This is a genomic window from Pantoea folii (assembly GCF_056678875.1).
The window spans coordinates 47290-67034 of record NZ_JBWXON010000005.1 but is presented as its reverse complement, the minus strand read 5'-3'; the positions used below and the strand labels follow the sequence as shown (position 1 = coordinate 67034).

Below are 19745 nucleotides of genomic sequence, written 5' to 3'. Positions count from 1 at the left end.
TACTCCTATTACTTACGCTTTAAACTGGCTAATACGGCAAAGGGATTTGGTTTTTCTGCCTCTTCAGGCAACTTGCCAAATACCATGTCCGCGTCGGACACTTCACAGTGTTCAGAATCATGCACCGGAACTACAGGCAGCGCGAGGATGAGTTCATCTTCGATAACTGCCAGCAAGTCGATTTCGCCGAAATCATTGATATCAACTGGCTCGTAAGCTTCCGGTAGTGCCTCGGCCTGCTCATCAGAAGAGACAGGACTGAAGCAATAGCTTACGTGGACAGCATGCGGGAATGACTGGTTGCAGCGTTGACACGACAATGTCACCTGCACATCAGCTGTTCCTTGCAGAACCGCTAAGCGCTGGTTGTCAATCGCAAACGACATGGTGCATTCCACATCACTGTCCACACTCACGACCGTTTCGGCCAGGCGCGCCACCAATTCAGGTGCATACACACCTTGGTAATCAAGGCGCTTTTGCGCGGCGCGGGCCAGATCGATCGTCAGGGGTAATTTTACCTTTTGCATAGGGCGCGCATATTAACTTTGTAACGTCATAGAGTCAAAGAAAAAGGCCGGTTTACAGCATCTTTCACCCGTTAGTCGCATCCAGTGCGGCGCATAGTTTAAAATGCCTATCATCTTTACGCTATCTATTCTGAAAAAAAATCATGACACCGTTAATTCTGGCCTCCACTTCCCCATTCCGTCAGGCCTTGCTGAGCAAGCTTGGCCTGCCTTTTATTGCTGTTGCGCCCGATTGCGACGAGACGCCGCAACCGAACGAAACCGCACCGCAGTTAGTGCAACGCTTAGCACTGGCAAAAGCCCAGGCGCTAGCCGCTCAGTTTCCACAAAGCTGGATAATTGGTTCCGATCAGGTCTGCGTGCTTGATGGCAACATAACCGGAAAACCGCATACGGTGGAGAATGCCTGCCGGCAACTGGCTGCGGCCAGTGGCAAAGTGATTACGTTTTATACCGGGCTCGCCTTGATTCAGCCACAAACGGCACAACAGCAGGTGGTTTGTGAACCGTTCAACGTACATTTCCGTCATTTAAGTCAGGCAGAAATTCGTCACTATGTGGAAAAAGAGCAGCCGTTGAATTGTGCGGGCAGCTTTAAAAGCGAAGGTATGGGGATTTGCTTGTTTGAGCGGCTGGAGGGGCGCGATCCCAATACGCTGATTGGATTACCGCTGATAGCGTTAAATAAGATGCTGATCAAAGTGGGCATCAACGCGCTGGGTTGATGCCCGGAAAATCAGGCTTTTTTCTGACGCAACTGCGCCAGGCAGTGTTTCAGCGCATTATCCAGCGGCGCTTCCATTCGCAGGACTTCCCCGGTATTCGGATGGGTAAAGGTCAGCGCTGCAGCATGCAGGAACAACCGCGCCAGGCCCGTTGACGCGAGCTGACGATCAAAGTCCCGATCGCCATAGCGATCGTCAAAAGCGATAGGATGGCCACCATGCAGCGTGTGCACACGGATCTGGTGCGTGCGCCCGGTCACCGGACTGGCTTTTACCAGAGTGGCGAAACCAAAACGCTCTTCCACTTTGAAACGGGTCTCGGAGGGCTTGCCTTCCGCACTGACGCGCACCACGCGCTCACCGCTTTGCAAAATATTTTTCAGCAACGGTGCCTGCACCGCTTTCAAATGTGAAGGCCAGTCACCGCGCACCAGCGCCAGATAATCTTTCTGCATGCCCTTTTCACGTAACTGCTCATGCAGCGAACGCAGCGCAGAACGTTTTTTTGCCACCAGCAAAATACCGGAAGTGTCGCGGTCAAGACGATGTACCAGTTCGAGGAAACGGGCTTCAGGACGCAGCGCGCGCAGACCTTCAATCACACCAAAGCTAAGACCGCTACCCCCGTGTACGGCGGTACCTGATGGCTTGTTCAGCACCAGCAGATGATCGTCCTCATACAGGATGGCATTCGCCAGCGCGGCAACCTTATCGAGTTTCGGTGATACCGCCTGCTCTTCACGCTCGGCCACACGCACTGGCGGAATGCGCACTTCATCCCCCGCCTGCAGCTTATACTCGGGTTTCACGCGTCCTTTATTCACGCGCACCTCGCCTTTACGCAAGATGCGATAAATCATACTTTTCGGCACGCCCTTGAGCTGAGTGCGCAAAAAGTTATCAATACGTTGTTCGGCATTTTCAGCCGTAATGGCGACATAAAGTACGCCGGGATTCTCTGTTTTCATGGCGGCGATTCTAAATAGTGTCCCTGGATAGCGCCACCCCTTTTTCTGTGCTTAACTCTCTCTTTGTCGCGCGGACAAAAGGTCATAATGATGACTTTTTCACCGATGCGATGTTAAGCCCTGCAAATGAACAGGTTAAGGATGCACAAACTTCACAGCTCGGCAAAAGTCGCCTTGCTATATGTGAGTGAGCAATGGAATAATGCAGGGGTTTCTGCCCTGGAAAAATTCAGGCAGGAAAAAAGAGCGAAATAAGTCATTTTGCCGGATTGAACGGACACGCAGCAATGGCGTAAGACGTAATGTTAAATCAGGCACTTAGCGGGCTGCGGGTTGCAGCCTGGACGACAGACTGGGATGTGTGGATTTCTGAATTTTCTATAGCTATTCCACCTTCAGGCGCTGTTTTTCCTTATGAAAAACAGGCCACCGACAAGATTTGCGCCCCTTTAGCCGACGACAGCCGTGAGGTTGACGTCAGTGCATTAAGACACGGGGCCATCGGTTGATTCTCGTCCAGGGTAACGATGCCCGCAGCTACATCACTCATGTGAGAATAACGAGTAAGTCACGATGAAAAGAATGTTAATTAACGCATCTCAGCAGGAAGAGTTGCGCGTTGCCCTTGTTGACGGCCAACGTCTGTACGATCTGGATATCGAAAGCCCCGGACACGAGCAGAAAAAAGCCAATATCTACAAAGGTAAAATCACCCGTGTTGAACCCAGCCTCGAAGCGGCATTTGTCGATTACGGTGCTGAACGCCACGGTTTCCTCCCCCTGAAAGAAATTTCCCGCGAATACTTCCCTGCTAATTACAACGCACATGGCCGTCCTAACATCAAAGAGGTGTTGCGTGAAGGTCAGGAAGTTATCGTGCAAATCGATAAAGAGGAGCGTGGAAATAAAGGTGCAGCCTTAACCACCTTCATTTCTCTGGCCGGTAGCTATTTAGTCCTGATGCCGAATAACCCGCGTGCCGGGGGTATTTCCCGCCGTATTGAAGGTGACGATCGCACCGAACTGAAGGAAGCGCTGTCCGCACTGGAACTGCCAGACGGTATGGGTTTGATCGTGCGTACCGCAGGCGTTGGCAAATCTGCCGAATCACTGCAGTGGGACCTGAGTTTCCGATTGAAGCACTGGGAAGCGATCAAAAAAGCCGCTGATAGCCGCCCTGCCCCGTTCCTGATCCACCAGGAAAGCAACGTCATTGTACGTGCCTTCCGCGACTATCTGCGTCAGGATATTGGTGAGATTCTCATCGATAACCCTAAAGTGCTGGAGCTGGCCCGTCAGCATATTGCTGCGCTCGGACGCCCGGACTTCAGCAGCAAAATCAAACTGTACACCGGTGAAATTCCGCTGTTCAGCCACTACCAAATTGAGTCGCAGATTGAATCGGCATTCCAGCGCGAAGTGCGCTTGCCTTCCGGTGGCTCAATTGTTATCGATAGCACCGAAGCGCTGACCGCCATCGATATCAACTCCGCCCGTGCAACACGCGGTGGCGACATCGAAGAGACGGCATTCAATACTAACCTCGAAGCGGCTGATGAAATCGCTCGTCAGTTGCGCCTGCGCGACCTCGGCGGCCTGATTGTCATCGACTTCATCGACATGACACCGGTTCGACACCAGCGCGCGGTTGAAAACCGTCTGCGTGAAGCGGTTCGTCAGGATCGTGCACGCATTCAAATCAGTCACATTTCGCGTTTCGGTCTGCTGGAAATGTCGCGTCAGCGTCTTAGCCCATCATTGGGTGAATCCAGCCATCACGTCTGCCCACGCTGTAGCGGCACAGGCACCATCCGTGATAACGAATCGCTCTCGCTGTCTATCTTGCGTCTGATTGAAGAAGAAGCGCTGAAAGACAACACCAAAGAAGTGCATGCGATTGTACCGGTGCCCGTCGCCTCTTACCTGCTGAACGAAAAGCGTGATGCAGTCAGTGCGATCGAGAAACGCCAGGGTGGCGTGCGTGCCATCATCGTGCCAAACGATCAGATGGAAACGCCACATTACTCTGTGCTGCGCGTGCGCAAAGGCGAAGAGACGCAGACACTGTCTTACCACCTGCCGAAACTGCATGAAGCCGAAATGGCGCTGCCTTCGGAAGAAGAGCATGCCGAACGTCGTCGTCCTGAGCAGCCAGCTCTGGCCGCCTTTGTGATGCCTGATGCGCCGCCTGCGCCGGTTGAAGTGGAAAAAGAGAGCCGTAGTGCGGTTAAAGCGGATGCAAAACCGGCAGCTGCCGCCGCGGCACCTGCCGTTGCCAGCACTGGCTTAGTCGCTCGTCTGTTGGGCGGTTTGAAAAAACTGTTTGCTGGCGATGCGCCTGCTGCTGCACCTGTTGAAGCTAAACCAGAAGAGAAAGCCGCTGAAAGTGAGAATAATCAGCAGCGTGGCGACCGCCGTAACAACCGTCGTAGCAATAATCGTCGCGATCGCACTCCGCGCAACGGTGAAAATGCTCAGGGTCGCGAAGGCCGTGAACCGCGTGAAGCGCGTGAGCCACGCGAATCGCGTGAACCACGTGAAGCCCGCGAGCCGCGTGACAATCAGGAAAATCGCCGTAACAAGCGTCAGAACGAGCCTCGTGGTGAACGTCCAGCGCTGACCGATGAGCAGCTGCAGCAGCGTGATGAGCAGCAGCAACAGCGTCGTGAGCAGCGAGCTGAACGCCAGCGTCGTCGTCAGGATGAGAAACGTAATCAGCAGGATCAAAAAGCCGCTGAAACCGTTGCTCAGACCGAAATCACTGATGAAAACGTTGCGCAGGAAGAAGAACGTGTGCAGGTCATGCCACGCCGTAAACAGCGTCAACTGACCCAGCGCGTGCGCGTGGATGATACTGGCGAAGTGGCGGCAGCCATCCCAGCACCAGCAGCCACGGAAGCGGTTGTGGAAAATGCACAGCGCACTGCATTCAATGAGCAATCTGAAGTCGCTCAGGATGAACAGGATGATAACGAGAACCGTGATAGCGCCAACATGCCGCGTCGCTCACGTCGTTCACCACGTCATCTGCGCGTGAGCGGCCAACGTCGTCGTCGCTACCGCGATGAGCGTTACCCAACCCAATCTGCCATGCCGCTGGAATCGGCTGCCTCTTCTCCAGAGATGGCATCCGGCAAAGTCTGGATTACCTACCCGGTTACCCAGGCCCACGATCAGTTCTCCTCTCAGGAAGCGCTGAACGAAATGCCTGATTACAGCTATCAACATACCGGTGAAGCGGACGCACTGCCGGTTGCGGCAGCAGCAGAACAGGTTACTCAGCCAGCAGCGCAAGAGGCTGTTCATCAGTCTGAGCCACAGGCACACACTGAAGTGCCGGTGGTGAACACCGATGACCTGACCCCAGTCGCTGCGCCTGTTAACGAAGAGCCTGCCGTGATTTCTGCCGCTGTTGAGCAGATTGCACAACAAACCGCTGCTGAAGCCGTACCGGCCGATGAAGTGACAACGGCACCGGCTGACACGGTCATCGCTAATGAAGTTGAAGATATTCAGGCTGAAGTTGCACCCGCTGCGGAAGTTGCTGCTGCATCGTCTGAAGTGGCACCGGCTGCGACGCCTGCATCGACTGAGACAGTTTCTGCTACTGAAGTGACACCAGCTGAGGAAGTCCCTGCTGCGGAAATTACCGCACCACAGGTCAGCGAAGCCGTGGCTGAGCAAGCGCCTGCTGAAGTTCAGCCTGCTGTTGCAGCGGCTGAGCAAGCGCCTGCTGACGTTGAGCCTGCTGTAGCAGCGCAAGTGGAAGAAGTACTGGCTGCACCCGTGGCTGCTGAAGCGCCTGCTGCACCGGTTACTGAACCGCATGCTCCTGTTGCTGCACGTGATACCGCAGTGAGCAACGCTGATACCCGCTGGAAGCACCACGCCACGGCGCCAATGACCAAAGCACCTGCTCCGGCATGGGAGCCAGAAGTCGTTCGTCACAGCGATTGGGTTCGCCCACCGTTTGACTTCGAAGGCCGTGGCTCTGCGGGCGGCCATAGCGCCACGCATCAGGCGACGGCACCGGCAACACGTCCGGAAAGCGTTTAAGTCTTAGTCGCTAATCAGCGTTAACAAAACCCCGACTGGTTCGGGGTTTTTTATTGCCTGTCGATCCTGCTCTGCCGCAATGACTCGTGATGATCTGGCAGAGTAGAAAAACCGACCGCTGCGCCGCAGGAGGCAGGTGCGAAGAGGTGGTGATCTGGCAGAGTACACAAACAGACCGCGGCTCCGCAGGTGCCAGGTGCGATGAACGGTGCGACGAAATGACAGGCAAAAAAAATCCCACGGCCCCAAAAGGCGGTGGGAGAAACTAAGCGCGCCCGGTTTAAGCACGCTCAAATTTTCAAGTCAGATCTTATGAATTTAGCTGGAACAGTGACATCTTCGACATATCAGTGAAGGTCTTGTAAGAGGCTTGCAGTGCTGTCTGTTGCATGGTGTAGCTGGAAATGGCGGAGGTGTAATCGACATCTACCAAATCACTCATTTGCGAGGTCATGATAGTATCGCGATCGTCACCCTGCGCATTCAGCGTGTCGAGTTCTGACAGCTGTGTACCGACTGCAGAACGCACGGTCAAAACGTTGTTCAGTGAATTACTGAGGCCACGGTTGGTTTTATCCATCGCATCCTGGAACGTTTGTTTGGTCGCATCATCCGCATTGTCTTGTGGCACTTTAAGGGCCGCAATGGCGCTGTCGAGCATATTAAAGACATTGGTCTCGCTCGCCGTTCCATCTGGTTCAGCTTTCGCATTGCTGGTAATCGACATGAACACAGAAGAGCCCGTGCTGCTCACATCCATAGTGCGGCCTTCATCGACTTTCTGCGTGATAGCCTGATCGCCGCCCACATAGCTCACGCCAGTGCCGGCAGTATCGGTGAATGGTGCCGTATCGGTTTTGTAACCGGCGAAAATATAGCGACCATTACCATCCTGGCTGTTGGCCTGATTGAGCAACTGGGCGCGAATACCTTCCAGTTGGGTGGCGATAGAGGCACGGTCGTCATCGCTAAGTGTGCCGGTAGAGCCATAAACGATCAGGGTTTGTGCATCCTGAATGCTACTGGTCGCGCCTTTAAGCGCATTCTCTTCCATCGACAAGCTTTGATCCGCGAAACTACGCGCGGTCGCGTATTGGGTACTTTTCGCCTGAGACTGCGACAGCACCACGGCACGAGAAGCCGCAATGGGATCATCAGATGGGTTGTTAACACGACGACCGCTGGAAAGCTGTTCGCCCACTTTTAACCAGGAAGATTGCGAGTCAGTAATCCCGCGCACCTGCTGGTCAAAAATCATATTGGTACTAAGACGCATGGTTTTTATCCTCTATGCTTAGCCGCGGATGTCCATCAGCGCGTTGAAAATCGTGCTGGCGGTTTGCAATACCTGCGCATTCGCCATATAAAACTGCTGATATTTGGTCAGGTTGGCGTACTCTTCATCAAGGTTCACCCCTGAGACCGACTGCTGACGGTCGGTAAGCTGATCGACCACGTTTTTCTGCGTGGTACTGGCCGTTTCCAGTGTGCTGGTTTTGTTACCCACCGTGCTGACGATGCTGGCATACGCTTGCGCAATCGTTGCGTTGCCGTTAACCAACTTCGCATCCTGCAAATCCAGCATTTTTTGGGCGTTGGTGTTGTCACTTTCGCCACTGGTCGCACTGGATGCAGCAGCGATTTGCGATTCATCCGTGATAGCCACAGACATACTGCTAATCACGTTCTGGACCGGTTTTACCAGGAAACTATCTTTATTATCAGGCGTACCGGTAACGGTTAATTTCAGACCATCAAAGCTCAGTGTGCCGTCTGTCGCATCAGGCGTAACGCTAAATTTCACGTTGTCAGACAAGCGAGTCACAGACCAGGTACTGCTGGCGCTGTCATAGCTCATGGAGTAGTTTGAGGCTTTAAGCGCACTGGTATCAGACCATTCTGCGGTCACCGTTGCAGTGGACGTATTCTTGCTGTTACTCACTACGTTCGGTGAGCCGATGTTGAAGAATTTCGTGCCCAGATCGCCGTTACTGTCATATCCTGCAGTTTGCACGGCGTTAAAGCTGGTGGTGAAGGCTGCCGCTAACTGGCCAAGCTGATTCTGTGCGGTATCTAAATCCTGCGTGCGGAACGCCAGCAAACCACCGAGTGAACCGGTCGTCAGGGTTTTTTCAGGAATTTCGACATTACCTGCTTGCTTGTCGACATAACCAACAGTGATACGCGAGTTATCGGCGCTGGAAGGCATCGCGACCAAATTAGTCGAATTTTTGCCGTTAACCAGAGTGACACTCCCCATCGAGACGATATAGCTACCATCTTGCTGAGAGACGTTTACCCCAACGATGTTATTAAGGTTGTTCACCAACTGATCGCGTTGATCCAGCAGATCATTCGGTGCAGCACCGTTGCCGGTGGTCAGTTTTGCAATCTGGGTGTTGAGATCGGCAATCTGGCTGGTGTAGGTATTAATCTGGTCAACGTTAGAGGCAATGTCCGTATTCACACTGGTTTGCATGTTATTCAAGTACTGCGCCGTGGTCTGGAACTGATTGACCAACCCCTGTGCATAGCTCAGCATTGATTGACGTGCAGACGGATCGTTTGCATTACTTACCACGTTTTGCACATTGGTAAAGAAGCTTTGAATCGACGTTGAAAGGCTGGTGGTCGATGTCGACAGCAGGTCATCAATGTTTGAAATCTGACTGTATTGGGTATTCACCGCGCTGTAATTGGCATTGGATCCGCGCAACTGAGCAGTAACAAACTCATCATATTCACGCTGCACGCCAGACAGCGTCACGCCATTGCCATAGTAGCTGTTGCCTTGTAGGGTGCTATTGGCCTGCGACAGAATGGTGGTCTGACGTGAGTAACCCGCTACCGTGTAGTTGCTGATGTTGTTACTGGTGGTGCTTAATGCGGCCTGTGCGGCGCTCAGCCCACTCATCGCTGAGTTAATTATGCTGGACATCTCGGTTCCTTTATTTCCCGTTAACCGGGCTGGCAGTCATCAGTGCGATTGGGCGGGCTAAAACGCCCGCAGCTTATGATGGTTATCGGCGTGCTTAAGTGAAACTTGAGGTAAAAAATCAGAACAAATCGGTGATATCCTGGCTGTACGCCTTCACGACTTTCTCGCCCATGTTTCTGAATTGCTGGATCATTCCCACCAATTTCTGCGCATATTTCGGATCGGTGGCGTAGCCCGCTGCCTGCAGGGCTCGTGCGCCCTGCTCCGGCGTTGCGGCATTGGCAACGGCGGCATAGCGCGGGTTATTGGACAGCAGTTTGACGTAGTCGCTGAGGGCTTCCATATAGGAACCATACACACGGAAGGTGGCACGCACTTTCTTCGCCACGCCACCTTCATATTCGGTGGTCATGATGTCGGTGGTTGCGCCCTTCCAGTCACCACCGGCCTTAATGCCAAACACGTTGTAGCTCGGCTTGCCGTCGCGCGTCAGAATCTGGCGTTGTCCCCAACCCGATTCCAGCGCCGCCTGGGCAAGGATCAAGTGATGTGGAATACCACTCTGCTGACTCGCAGCCTGCGCGGGTTGGGATAACTGGGCAATAAAGTCGTTGCTATCCGCTGGGAAACTGGACGGCGAGACCGGCAGACGCGGCACCGCTTTGCGTACCATCTGCTCCAGTTGGTTGGAAGGCAGATTGCTATAAATGAAGCTGTTATCCAGCTTCATCGGTACCGTGCCAGCGGTTTCATCAGGCTCTTGCGCGGGCTGCATCTGTTTGACGATCAAATCCGCCATACCCAGCCCGCGTTTACCGATTTCCTGCGCAATCTGCTGATCGTACATTGAGGTGTACATCTTCGTTGAGTCGCTGCTGAAGATGCCATCCTGCGGCAACGCTTCACGCATGCTCTTCAACATCATCTGTACGAACATTCCCTCAACCTGTTTTGCCACCTGCAGCGCCTTCCCTTTCGGGTCGGCGGCTGCTTCGCGTTTCAGGTTGTTCAGTGAGCGGCTGTCATAGGCCGCACTCATCAGCGATTGCGTATCGGTCATCAGATGATTTCCAGTTTGGCGCGCAGACAGCCTGCACTTTGCATCGACTGCAGAATCGACATCAGCTCAATCGGCGTTGCGCCCAGGGCGTTAAGGGCACGGACCACGTTATTAAGGTTGGCGCTGGCGTTAACACGCTGCAAGGCTCCGCCGCTCTGGCGCAAGTCGATCTGCGTCTGCGTAGTCGCCACGGTTTGTCCACCGGCGAACGGCGTGTTCGGCTGGCTGACGTTCTGCTGCTGATTCACTGTCACCGACAAGTTGCCTTGCGCCACAGCACAGGTATTGAGCGTTACCTCGCGGTTCATGACCACCGAACCGGTACGCGAGTTGATGATGACTTTGGCATCTTCAACCGGCACAGAAACGTCTATATTCTGGATTTCTGACAGCAGGCGCACCTGTGAACTGTTGTTGGGTGAAACGCGAATCTGCACGGTACGCGCATCGAGTGGTTGCGCTGAACCCACGCCACGGCTATTAATCGCATCGGCAATACGCTGCGCCATGGTGAAATCTTCAGTATTCAGTTGGAGATTGATGGTGTTTTGGCTGCCAAAGTTACTTTGCAGCTCGCGCTCTACCGTTGCACCATTAGTAATGCGGCCACCGTTTAGCTGGTTAACCTGCACACTGCTGCCGCCTGCAGATGCACCTGCACCGCCCACCAGAATATTTCCCTGCGCCAGCGCGTACACCTGGTTATCAACCCCTTTCATCGGCGTCATTAACAGCGTGCCACCGCGCAGGCTTTTGGCGTTACCCAGCGAAGAGACCACTACGTCAATATTCTGCCCCTGTCGTGCAAACGACGGCAGCTTTGCCGTGACCATAACCGCCGCCACGTTTTTCAGCTGCATATTGGTGCCGGTGGGCACGGTGATACCGAGCTGCGACAGCATGTTGCTTACCGTCTGGGTGGTAAACGGGGTTTGCGTTGTCTGGTCACCTGTCCCATCAAGCCCCACCACCAGGCCGTAACCGATCAGCTGGTTTTCGCGCACGCCCTGTACGGATGTCAGATCGCGAATGCGGTCAGCCTGGGCCATCAGACTGACACTGAGCAGCAGGCTCAGGCTCAGACGCAGCAGAGTGTTCATTTTCATCATTACCTCGATTACATCGGCGACACGTTCAGGAAGAAACGCTGGAACCAGCCCATGGTTTGCGCCTCATTGATATACCCGTTTCCGACATACTCAATACGTGCATCGGCCACCTGCGTTGACAACACGGCGTTGCTGGCGCTGATGGTGCGTGGGTTAACCACACCGGAGAAGCGAATAAATTCGGTTCCCTGGTTAATTTCGATCTGTTTTTCACCGACCACGCGCAGGTTGCCATTCGACAACACCTGATTCACGGTGACGGTGATGGTGCCGGTAAAGGTGTTATTGGCCGTTGCGCCACCTTTGCCAGCGAAGTCATTTTTGCCATTGGCATCCAGTCCGGCTTTCTCACCGGCGGCGCCGACCAGACCGCTCAGGCCGGTTGGCACAGTGCTCACGCCAAAGCTGTTGCTGCCATCGCGGCTCGCATTGGCTGAAGAACTTTTGCTGGCGCTGACATTTTCTTGCAGCGTAATCGTCAGAGTATCGCCAATGTTACGTGGACGGCGGTCTTCGAACAGCGGCTGATAGCCATAGTTCAGTGGCGCAACGCCCTGGAAAATGGAACCGTTTACCACTGGCGGTGCGGAAGGCGTGGGTTCTGCCGTTGTTGCACCCTGCACCAGAGGCGTACGCGGGACTAACGCACAACCGTTTAATGTCAGTAGCAGCGTGGCTACTAACCAATGCCCAGGCTTGAGAATCACTTGCTTCGCCACGGAGTTCTGACCTTATTCATGTTCTTAATCGGGCCAGCCAGGCTGGCCCAACGGCCCCAGATTAAACCTGGGTTAATTTCTGCAGCATCTGATCAGAAGTGGTGATCGCTTTGCTGTTGATTTCATAAGCACGCTGCGTCTGAATCATGGTGACCAACTCTTCCGCCACGTTGACGTTAGAGGTTTCAACATAACCCTGATACAGCAAACCAGCGCCGTTCTGCCCTGGCGTACTCTGCGTCGCCGCACCGGATGCCTGCGTTTCCTGATAGAGGTTTTCACCCAGGCTATCGAGGCCCGCATCGTTCATAAAGGTGCTCAGCGTCAACTGTCCCACCTGCGCTGGGTTGGTCTGCCCCTGCTGCGTCACGCTCACCACACCGTCACGCGAGATGGTGATGCTGGTGGCGTTCGCCGGAATAGTGATCCCAGGCTGAACCGGATAGCCGGCGTTGGTCACCAGCTGACCGTTCTGGTCTACCTGGAATGAACCGTCACGCGTATATGAAGAGGTACCGTCTGGCATCTGCACTTCGAAATAACCCTGACCGTTGATCGCCACGTCTTTTGAGTTGCTGGTCTGCGACAGGTTGCCCTGGGTATGCAGACGCTCGGTGGTCACTGGGCGCACACCGGTACCAATCTGCAAGCCTGAAGGCAATGTGGTCTGTTCTGATGACTGCGTGCCCGGCTGGCGCAGCGTCTGATACATCAGATCTTCGAACACGGCACGCGAACGTTTAAACCCGTTGGTTGAAACGTTCGCAAGGTTGTTCGAAATGACGTCCATATTGGTTTGCTGGGCGTCAAGGCCGGTTTTAGCGATCCATAAAGAACGAATCATGTTGTTTTCCTTACGCCTTAGCTGCTCATGTTGAGCAGTTGATTGGCTTTTTGTTCGTTTTCATCGACGTTAGTGATGACTTTCATCTGCATCTCGAAACGTCGGGCGTTGGCGATCATGTCGACCATGGTTTCCACTGGCTTAACGTTACTGCCTTCCAACACACCTGGCATGACTGCGACCGTTGCATCAGGAGCTAAAGCCGCACCGCGTGTCGCCTGCGTCGCCTGAGTCGGACGGAACATACCGTCGTCGCCACGCTGTAACTCTTTGCCCGTGGCTTTCACCAGCTTCAGCTTGCCAATCTGCACCGTGGCGTTGGGTGCATCACCCGCATTACGCGAGGTGATGGTACCGTCAGCCGCGATGGTCAGTTCAGAGCCTTGCGGAATGGCGATTGGACCGCCATCGCCCATTACGGGATTGCCTTGAACGGTCAAAATACCGGTCGAGCTGATCTGCATGTTGCCGTTGCGGGTATAAGCCTCAGAACCGTCAGCGGTACGCACCGCCAGCCAGCCATCTTGCTGCACGGCCACATCCAGCGGACGACCGGTGTTGTCCATTGCGCCGGGCGTCATATCGGCACCCGGTGTTGAAGCGGCAACCAGGGTGCGCGTTGGCAGCGACCAGCCGTTGACCGGCACCGCGCGCAACGCGTTGAGCTGGGCGCGGAAGCCCGGCGTTGAGGCGTTGGCGAGGTTGCTGGCAGTCACCGATTGCTGTTCCATCGTCTGACTGGCGGCGCCCATCGCGGTATATATTGCGTGATCCATAATGCAATCCCGTTAGCGAATTAACGTAAGTTGATCAGGGTGTTGAGGATCTGATCCTGCGTTTTAATCGTCTGGCTGTTCGCCTGATAGTTACGTTGTGCAACGATCATGTTGACCAGCTCTTTACTCAGATCGACGTTGGAGGCTTCCAGTGCACCTGAAGTCAGTGAACCGTAAGTGCCGGTATTCGCGAGACCGATGGCTGCCTGACCTGAAGAGTTAGTCGCTGACCAGACGTTATCGCCTTCTGACTGCAAACCTTCCGGGTTAGAGAAGCTAGCCAAAACGATTTGACCCAGCAGCTGAGTTTTCTGGTTCGAATAGGTACCGGTGATGGTGCCGTCATCGTTGATGGCGTAGCTGGTCAGGTCGCCCGGCGCATAACCATCCTGAGTGGGGTTTCCGAATGAAGTGGTGCCGGTGTTTTGTTGCTGGCTTCCAAGTACGCTCAGCGTGATGGCCTGATTAGCCGCAGCACCATTAGCTCCCTGAATCGTCAAGCCAACAGTGGTTGCACCTGGGGTAGTTGTCCCGCCGCTTGTGATTGATTGCAGCTTACCGTTGGAGTCGAAGGTCATGGAGAAATCACCTGCTGACGTTCCAGTCGTGGAATCAATCGCGTGCACATCCCAGTTGTTATCGCTGGTTTTCACATAATAGAGGTCGAGTGCATGATCGTTACCCTGTGAGTCATACACAGTGATGGTGCTTTTGGCGTTGTAGCTATCGACGTCTGACGAGCTGAAGGTTGCCACAGTTGGCACGCTATCTGTGGAGTTCAGGTTAGAAACCAAACCTGCTGTGGTTGTCGCGCGCGCCGACATCTGTGTCGTCGGTACGCTCAATGCCACCGGGTTTGCACCCGTCTGAATCGTCGGCGGTGTACCGGTTGCCGGATAGCCGGTCACGCTCATGCCCTGGGTATTCACCAGGTTACGGTTGGCATCCAGCGTGAACTGACCGTTACGAGAGTAGTACACGCTACCCGCGGCATCGGTCATTCGGAAGAAACCGTTACCGCTCAGTGCCACGTCCAGACCACGGCTGGTTGAGGTCGTGGTACCGTCGTTGAAGTTCTGAATAACCGCAGCGACCTTAGTACCCATACCGATATTTGAACCAGCAAACATATCCGCGAACGAAATGGTGCTGGATTTGAAACCCGCGGTCGCGGAGTTGGCGATGTTGTTACCAATGACATCCAGGTTACTGGAGGCCGCATTCATACCACTGACAGCTTGAGAAAAAGACATAACGTGTCTCCTGCTAAAATTGAATTAGAGAATCTGACGAACTTCATCAAGAGTGGCGGAGCCCATGGTGCCGAGGTCCAGTTTTGAGGTGTTATCCACCGTACTCACGCCATTCACGTAAGCGTAATTAAGCGGTTGTGCCACCAATTGTGTGCTGCCATTACTGGCGGCAATTGATACAGAATATTTACCATCAGCCACTGTCGTGCCATTCGCATCTTTGCCGTCCCAGGAGAAGGCGTGTACGCCGGACGTCAATGCGCCCAAATCGACAGTGCGAACCACAGTGCCGTTCGAATCTTTGATGGTCGCGGTGGTGGCGGTAGAGGCCGTGCTCAACTCCACACCGAAGGGTGTCGTGGTACCACTGCCAACCAGGATCTGGCTGCCATCAATCATCACACCATGCCCAATCAGCGTCGTACTCTGCAGTGACTGGCTTGTAGTGAGCTGACCAGAGATAGAACCCAATGTGGTATTCAGCTTCTCAATGCCGCTCAGGGTGTTAATTTGCGCCAGCTGAGTGGTGAGCTGGCTGTTGTCCATTGGGTTGGTGGGATCCTGGTTCTGCAACTGCGTCACCAGCATGGTCAGGAACTGGTTCTGCAAGTCCTGAGCACTGTTTCCCGTCCCTGTTGAACTGGAAGAACTCAGTACCGTTGGGTCAAGATTGGCATTAACGCCGACTGCTACGCTCATGTTCGTGCTCCGTTATTGACCCATCGTCAGGGTTTTCATCATCATTGATTTCACCGTATTCAACACTTCGACGTTGGCCTGATAACTGCGGGACGCTGACATGGTGTTAACGGTTTCTGATACGACATCGACGTTTGGCATCTTGACGTAACCCTTCTCATCCGCCATCGGATTACCGGGGTCATACACCAATTTGGCCGGGGTAGGATCGTTCACCACGCCCGCGACTTTGACGCCACCGGTCGCCGCGCCAGGGGCGGCATCGGTCTGGAATATCACCTGTTTTGCCACATAAGGCTGGCCATCCGGCCCGGTGACGCTGTCGGCGTTGGCCAGGTTACTGGCACTGACGTTGAGGCGCTGTGATTGCGCGGTCATCGCAGAACCGGCGATATCAAAAATATTCAGCAATGCCATGGTTATTGCCCCTGCAGAACGCTCATCATGCCTTTGATTTGGCTACTGATGAGGGTGAGATCGGTTTGGTATTTCAGGCTGTTATCAGCAAACTGCGTACGTTCACGATCCATATCCACGGTGTTGCCATCCGCGGCAGGTTGATCGGGAATGCGGTACATCAGGTCCATGGATGGCTGAGAGTTGGTTTCAGCAGCGATGTGGCGTGAAGAGGTGACTTTCAGCGCCATGCTGCTCCCCTCCGCGCGACCATTTTCCATCACCTTGCTCAGCTGGCTGGCAAAGTCGATATCCCGCGCCTGGTAGCCCGGGGTATCGGCGTTGGCAATATTGGACGCCAGGATTTCCTGGCGCTGAGCACGCAGATTTAACGCTTCTGTACCAAATCGCAGCGCGGCATCGAGTTTGTCGAGCATGCTTCCTCCGCGAATGAGAATTTCGAGCTGACAGCTTAAGTGGACAAATGCAAGGGTGATCGTCTGAATAGCAGCAAAAATCACGGCTATTTTTGACATTGAATTTTTCGCGCGAAGAGTAGACTCAGGCCATCTTCTCGACAGGAGGCGTTTATGCGCAGTTCTTTATCTTTGCTGGCCACGTTGTTGTTGGCCTTCGCGCTGCCCGTTCATGCGGCGGACCTGACCGCACAGTTAACGCAGTTTTTTAAAGCGCGCGATCCGCAACATGCCGCGGGGATGACCGTGGTGGTGCGCACGCCCAAAGAGCAGTGGCCGACCTGCGAGGCACCGGCGTTACAACTGCCGGGCAACAGCCGCCAGTGGGGTAATCTCAGCATTGCCGCCAGTTGCGATCAGAATCGTCGTTTCCTGCAAGTTCAGGTACAGGTGACCGGTCAGTATTTAGTTGCCAGCCATCAGGTCGCCCGTGGCAGTACCCTCGACCCGAATGATTTCCGTCTCGAGACCGGGCGTCTGGATGAACTGCCTCCGCGAGCCCTGTTCGATAACAACAGTGTGGCCGATGCGATTGCGCTGCGCGACATCCCGCCTGGACAGCCGGTGACCGCAATGATGCTGCGTCAGCCCTGGCGGGTCAAAGCAGGACAAAATGTGATGGTGGTAGCCAGCGGAAACGGGTTTAATGCCAGTAGCGAAGGACGTGCGCTGAACAACGCCAGCGCGGCACAAATGGTGCGCGTGCGCATGGGAAATGGTCAGGTTGTCAGTGGGCGCGTCGACGCGGATGGGAATATTCTGATATCGCTATAAAGCGTTAAAGAACCTTGTTGTTCTGCCGATAGAGATATCAACAAAGACATTACCCTATGCTGACTCAGTTGACTGACCCTCAGCTGACCTTACAGGAGCACGACCATGAGCATCGACAGAACGCAGCCTTTAATTCCGGTGAGCACTGTACAATCCCGCGACACCAACGATAACAACGGCAAGGTGCGCCAAAACGTGACTGCTTCAACCAACGCCAGCACCAGCGAAAGCGGTGCCGAAGTGAAGTTGAGCACGGCTCAGGCGCAGTTAATGCAGCCGGGCAGCAAAGACATCAACACTGCACGTGTTGAACAACTGAAAACCGCTATTCGTAATGGCGAACTGAAAATGGATACCGGTAAGATCGCCGACGCGCTGATCGCCGATACCAAGGCGTATTTAGAGGGTAACTAATCCCAATGGACAATCTGCTGACCACCTTAGATAAAATGCAAGACGTGCTGGCTTCACTCACTGTGGTGATGGATGAAGAGCAACAGCAACTGTCTGCCGGCCAGGTTAATGGCAACCTGTTGCAGCGCATATCAGAAGATAAAAGCGCGCTGCTGACGACGTTGAATTATCTGGACGACATGCGCCGAAATACCGAAAAATCACTCGGTACTCAGGCGCCCTATGATGGTCACAGCGATCGTGAACGCCGCTGGCAGAGCATTCAGCAGCATACCCGCCGTTTGCGCGATACCAACACTCATAACGGTATTCTGCTGCAGCATCAAATCAGTTTCACCAATGATGCGCTCTCGGTACTGAAACCGCACCAGACTCAGGCGTTTTACGGTCCCGATGGATTAGGCAAAGGTCAGTCGACGCTCAGCCGCAAAGGTTAATAAAGAATAATCCCGCCGAGGCGGGATTTTTTTATGCCAGCGTGCGGCGGGCAAAATCTCTCGGGCGGAAGCCCAACAGACCCAGCATGACAAAGTAAGCACCACCGCCAATAGCACAGACTGCAGCCAGACGCAGTAACCGCCACCACATCTGCCCTTCTTCCCAGGCCGGCATCACATGCAGAATGCCCAGCAGCGCTGCTGCCATGACCACAACCGCAATCATCAGACGCACCAGGAAGCTAAACCAACCCGGCTGCGGCTGGAAGATATCCTGTTTACGTAATTGCCAGTACAGCAGCGCGGCATTCAAACAAGCCGCTAATCCAATCGACAACGACAATCCGGCATGTTTGAGCGGGCCGATAAACGCCAGGTTCATCACCTGCGTCATGATCAGCGTCACAATTGCAATCTTCACCGGGGTCTTAATGTCCTGACGCGAATAGAATCCGGGCGCCAGCACTTTGACCACAATCAGCCCCATCAATCCTACCGAATACGCCACCAGCGCACGCTGCGTCATGGCGGCATCGAACGCGGTGAATTTACCGTACTGGAACAGCGCCACGGTCAGTGGGCCAGAGAGGATGCCGAGGGCAACGGCGCTCGGCAGGGCCAACAGGAAGCAGAGGCGCAGGCCCCAATCCATCAGACGCGAGTACTCATCATGATTGCCGCTGGCGAAACTCTTCGCTAACGATGGCAGCAAAATCGTGCCCAGTGCGACACCCAATACGCCCGACGGGAACTCCATCAAACGGTCAGCATAGTACATCCACGACACTGAACCCGAGACGAGGAATGAGGCGAAAATGGTGTTGATGATCAGGGATATTTGGCTCACCGATACGCCAAGAATCGCCGGTCCCATTTGGCGCATGACGCGCCATACGCCGGCGTCACGCAGGTTGAGGCGCGGCAACACCAGCATGCCGATTTTCTTCAAGTGCGGCAGCTGGTATAACAGTTGCAACACCCCACCGACCACCACAGCCCATGCCAGCGCCATCACCGGTGGATGGAAATGCGGGGCAGCAAACACCGCAAAGCCAATCATGCTGATGTTTAATAACGTCGGCGCAAATGCCGGAACCGAGAAGCGATTCCAGGTGTTGAGTATCGCACCGGCCAGCGACGCCAGGGAGATCAGCAGAATATAAGGAAAGGTAACGCGTAGTAGCGAACTGGTCAGCGCGAATTTATCGGCGGTATCAGCAAATCCGGGCGCAGTGACCATAATCACCCAGGGCGCGGCAATCATGCCGAGCACCGTCACCACCGCCAGCACCAGCGTCAGCAAGCCGGAAACGTAGGCCACAAATACGCGTGTGGCCTCTTCGCCCTGCTTGCTTTTGTATTCGGCAAGAATGGGCACAAACGCCTGAGAAAAGGCGCCTTCCGCAAAGATACGGCGCAGCAAATTGGGCAGTTTAAAGGCCACGAAGAAGGCATCGGTGGCCATACCGGCACCGAAAACGCGTGCCACTATGGCATCACGGGCAAAGCCCAGCACGCGGGAAAAAAGGGTCATCGAACTGACCGCAGCCAGCGATTTCAACAAATTCATT

20 protein-coding genes are annotated in these 19745 nt (G+C 54.4%); 6 read left to right on the top strand and 14 right to left on the bottom strand.

What is annotated here, in order from left to right:
* Window positions 1–8: 8 nt before the first annotated feature.
* The gene (gene yceD, locus AC1MDE_RS08100; RefSeq protein ID WP_034830691.1) at window positions 9–530 is read right to left on the bottom strand and encodes a 23S rRNA accumulation protein YceD; all 522 of its coding nucleotides are present in this window, start codon (window positions 528–530) and stop codon (window positions 9–11) included.
* A 143-nt stretch (window positions 531–673) separates the two neighbouring features.
* On the opposite strand from yceD, the gene AC1MDE_RS08095 reads away from it, so the two are divergent.
* Window positions 674–1255, top strand: coding sequence for a Maf family protein (locus AC1MDE_RS08095; RefSeq protein WP_167347095.1), 582 nt, complete (start codon window positions 674–676; stop codon window positions 1253–1255).
* Window positions 1256–1266: 11 nt separating this feature from the next.
* On the opposite strand, the gene rluC is transcribed toward AC1MDE_RS08095, so the two are convergent.
* Complete coding sequence (gene rluC, locus AC1MDE_RS08090) at window positions 1267–2223, bottom strand: 23S rRNA pseudouridine(955/2504/2580) synthase RluC (protein ID WP_058959588.1); 957 nt, start codon at window positions 2221–2223, stop codon at window positions 1267–1269.
* A gap of 302 nt (window positions 2224–2525) precedes the next feature.
* On the opposite strand from rluC, the gene AC1MDE_RS08085 reads away from it, so the two are divergent.
* Both AC1MDE_RS08085 and rne read left to right on the top strand, forming a co-directional pair.
* On the top strand, window positions 2526–2732 hold the full coding sequence (locus tag AC1MDE_RS08085; RefSeq protein ID WP_141399045.1) for a hypothetical protein: 207 nt from the start codon (window positions 2526–2528) through the stop codon (window positions 2730–2732).
* 64 nt (window positions 2733–2796) lie between these two features.
* Window positions 2797–6279, top strand: a complete 3483-nt coding sequence (gene rne, locus AC1MDE_RS08080) for a ribonuclease E (RefSeq protein WP_480344465.1) — start codon at window positions 2797–2799, stop codon at window positions 6277–6279.
* Window positions 6280–6589: 310 nt separating this feature from the next.
* On the opposite strand, the gene flgL is transcribed toward rne, so the two are convergent.
* The 11 genes from flgL to flgB all read right to left on the bottom strand — a co-directional run bounded on the left by flgL (window position 6590) and on the right by flgB (window position 16510).
* Window positions 6590–7555, bottom strand: a complete 966-nt coding sequence (flgL, locus tag AC1MDE_RS08075; RefSeq protein ID WP_058959590.1) for a flagellar hook-associated protein FlgL — start codon at window positions 7553–7555, stop codon at window positions 6590–6592.
* 18 nt (window positions 7556–7573) lie between these two features.
* The gene (gene flgK / locus AC1MDE_RS08070) at window positions 7574–9217 is read right to left on the bottom strand and encodes a flagellar hook-associated protein FlgK (protein ID WP_034830682.1); all 1644 of its coding nucleotides are present in this window, start codon (window positions 9215–9217) and stop codon (window positions 7574–7576) included.
* A 118-nt stretch (window positions 9218–9335) separates the two neighbouring features.
* Window positions 9336–10277, bottom strand: coding sequence for a flagellar assembly peptidoglycan hydrolase FlgJ (flgJ, locus tag AC1MDE_RS08065; RefSeq protein WP_058959591.1), 942 nt, complete (start codon window positions 10275–10277; stop codon window positions 9336–9338).
* On the bottom strand, window positions 10277–11383 hold the full coding sequence (locus AC1MDE_RS08060; protein WP_058959592.1) for a flagellar basal body P-ring protein FlgI: 1107 nt from the start codon (window positions 11381–11383) through the stop codon (window positions 10277–10279). Before AC1MDE_RS08060 ends, flgJ begins: the two co-directional genes overlap by 1 nt.
* Before the next feature lie 11 nt (window positions 11384–11394).
* Complete coding sequence (locus AC1MDE_RS08055) at window positions 11395–12105, bottom strand: flagellar basal body L-ring protein FlgH (RefSeq protein ID WP_034830679.1); 711 nt, start codon at window positions 12103–12105, stop codon at window positions 11395–11397.
* Window positions 12106–12166: 61 nt separating this feature from the next.
* Window positions 12167–12949 (bottom strand): flagellar basal-body rod protein FlgG, encoded by a 783-nt coding sequence (flgG, locus tag AC1MDE_RS08050; RefSeq protein ID WP_034830678.1) that lies wholly within the window; start codon window positions 12947–12949, stop codon window positions 12167–12169.
* Between the two features lie 17 nt (window positions 12950–12966).
* On the bottom strand, window positions 12967–13725 hold the full coding sequence (locus AC1MDE_RS08045; RefSeq protein WP_058959593.1) for a flagellar basal body rod protein FlgF: 759 nt from the start codon (window positions 13723–13725) through the stop codon (window positions 12967–12969).
* Window positions 13726–13745: 20 nt separating this feature from the next.
* Window positions 13746–14978, bottom strand: coding sequence for a flagellar hook protein FlgE (gene flgE / locus AC1MDE_RS08040; protein WP_034830674.1), 1233 nt, complete (start codon window positions 14976–14978; stop codon window positions 13746–13748).
* A 24-nt stretch (window positions 14979–15002) separates the two neighbouring features.
* On the bottom strand, window positions 15003–15677 hold the full coding sequence (gene flgD / locus AC1MDE_RS08035) for a flagellar hook assembly protein FlgD (protein ID WP_034830672.1): 675 nt from the start codon (window positions 15675–15677) through the stop codon (window positions 15003–15005).
* Window positions 15678–15689: 12 nt separating this feature from the next.
* The gene (gene flgC / locus AC1MDE_RS08030) at window positions 15690–16094 is read right to left on the bottom strand and encodes a flagellar basal body rod protein FlgC (protein ID WP_034830669.1); all 405 of its coding nucleotides are present in this window, start codon (window positions 16092–16094) and stop codon (window positions 15690–15692) included.
* Between the two features lie 2 nt (window positions 16095–16096).
* On the bottom strand, window positions 16097–16510 hold the full coding sequence (gene flgB, locus AC1MDE_RS08025) for a flagellar basal body rod protein FlgB (protein WP_034830667.1): 414 nt from the start codon (window positions 16508–16510) through the stop codon (window positions 16097–16099).
* A 153-nt stretch (window positions 16511–16663) separates the two neighbouring features.
* Here flgB and flgA point away from each other — a divergent pair, with 153 nt between their 5' ends.
* From flgA to flgN, 3 genes are all read left to right on the top strand, one after another.
* The gene (flgA, locus tag AC1MDE_RS08020; RefSeq protein WP_058959594.1) at window positions 16664–17323 is read left to right on the top strand and encodes a flagellar basal body P-ring formation chaperone FlgA; all 660 of its coding nucleotides are present in this window, start codon (window positions 16664–16666) and stop codon (window positions 17321–17323) included.
* Between the two features lie 105 nt (window positions 17324–17428).
* The gene (gene flgM / locus AC1MDE_RS08015; RefSeq protein ID WP_034830662.1) at window positions 17429–17737 is read left to right on the top strand and encodes a flagellar biosynthesis anti-sigma factor FlgM; all 309 of its coding nucleotides are present in this window, start codon (window positions 17429–17431) and stop codon (window positions 17735–17737) included.
* Between the two features lie 5 nt (window positions 17738–17742).
* The gene (gene flgN, locus AC1MDE_RS08010) at window positions 17743–18174 is read left to right on the top strand and encodes a flagellar export chaperone FlgN (protein WP_058959595.1); all 432 of its coding nucleotides are present in this window, start codon (window positions 17743–17745) and stop codon (window positions 18172–18174) included.
* A gap of 31 nt (window positions 18175–18205) precedes the next feature.
* On the opposite strand, the gene murJ is transcribed toward flgN, so the two are convergent.
* Window positions 18206–19744: a murein biosynthesis integral membrane protein MurJ gene (gene murJ, locus AC1MDE_RS08005; protein WP_058959596.1), complete on the bottom strand. Its 1539-nt coding sequence runs from the start codon at window positions 19742–19744 to the stop codon at window positions 18206–18208.
* Between the last annotated feature and the right edge of the window lies 1 nt (window position 19745).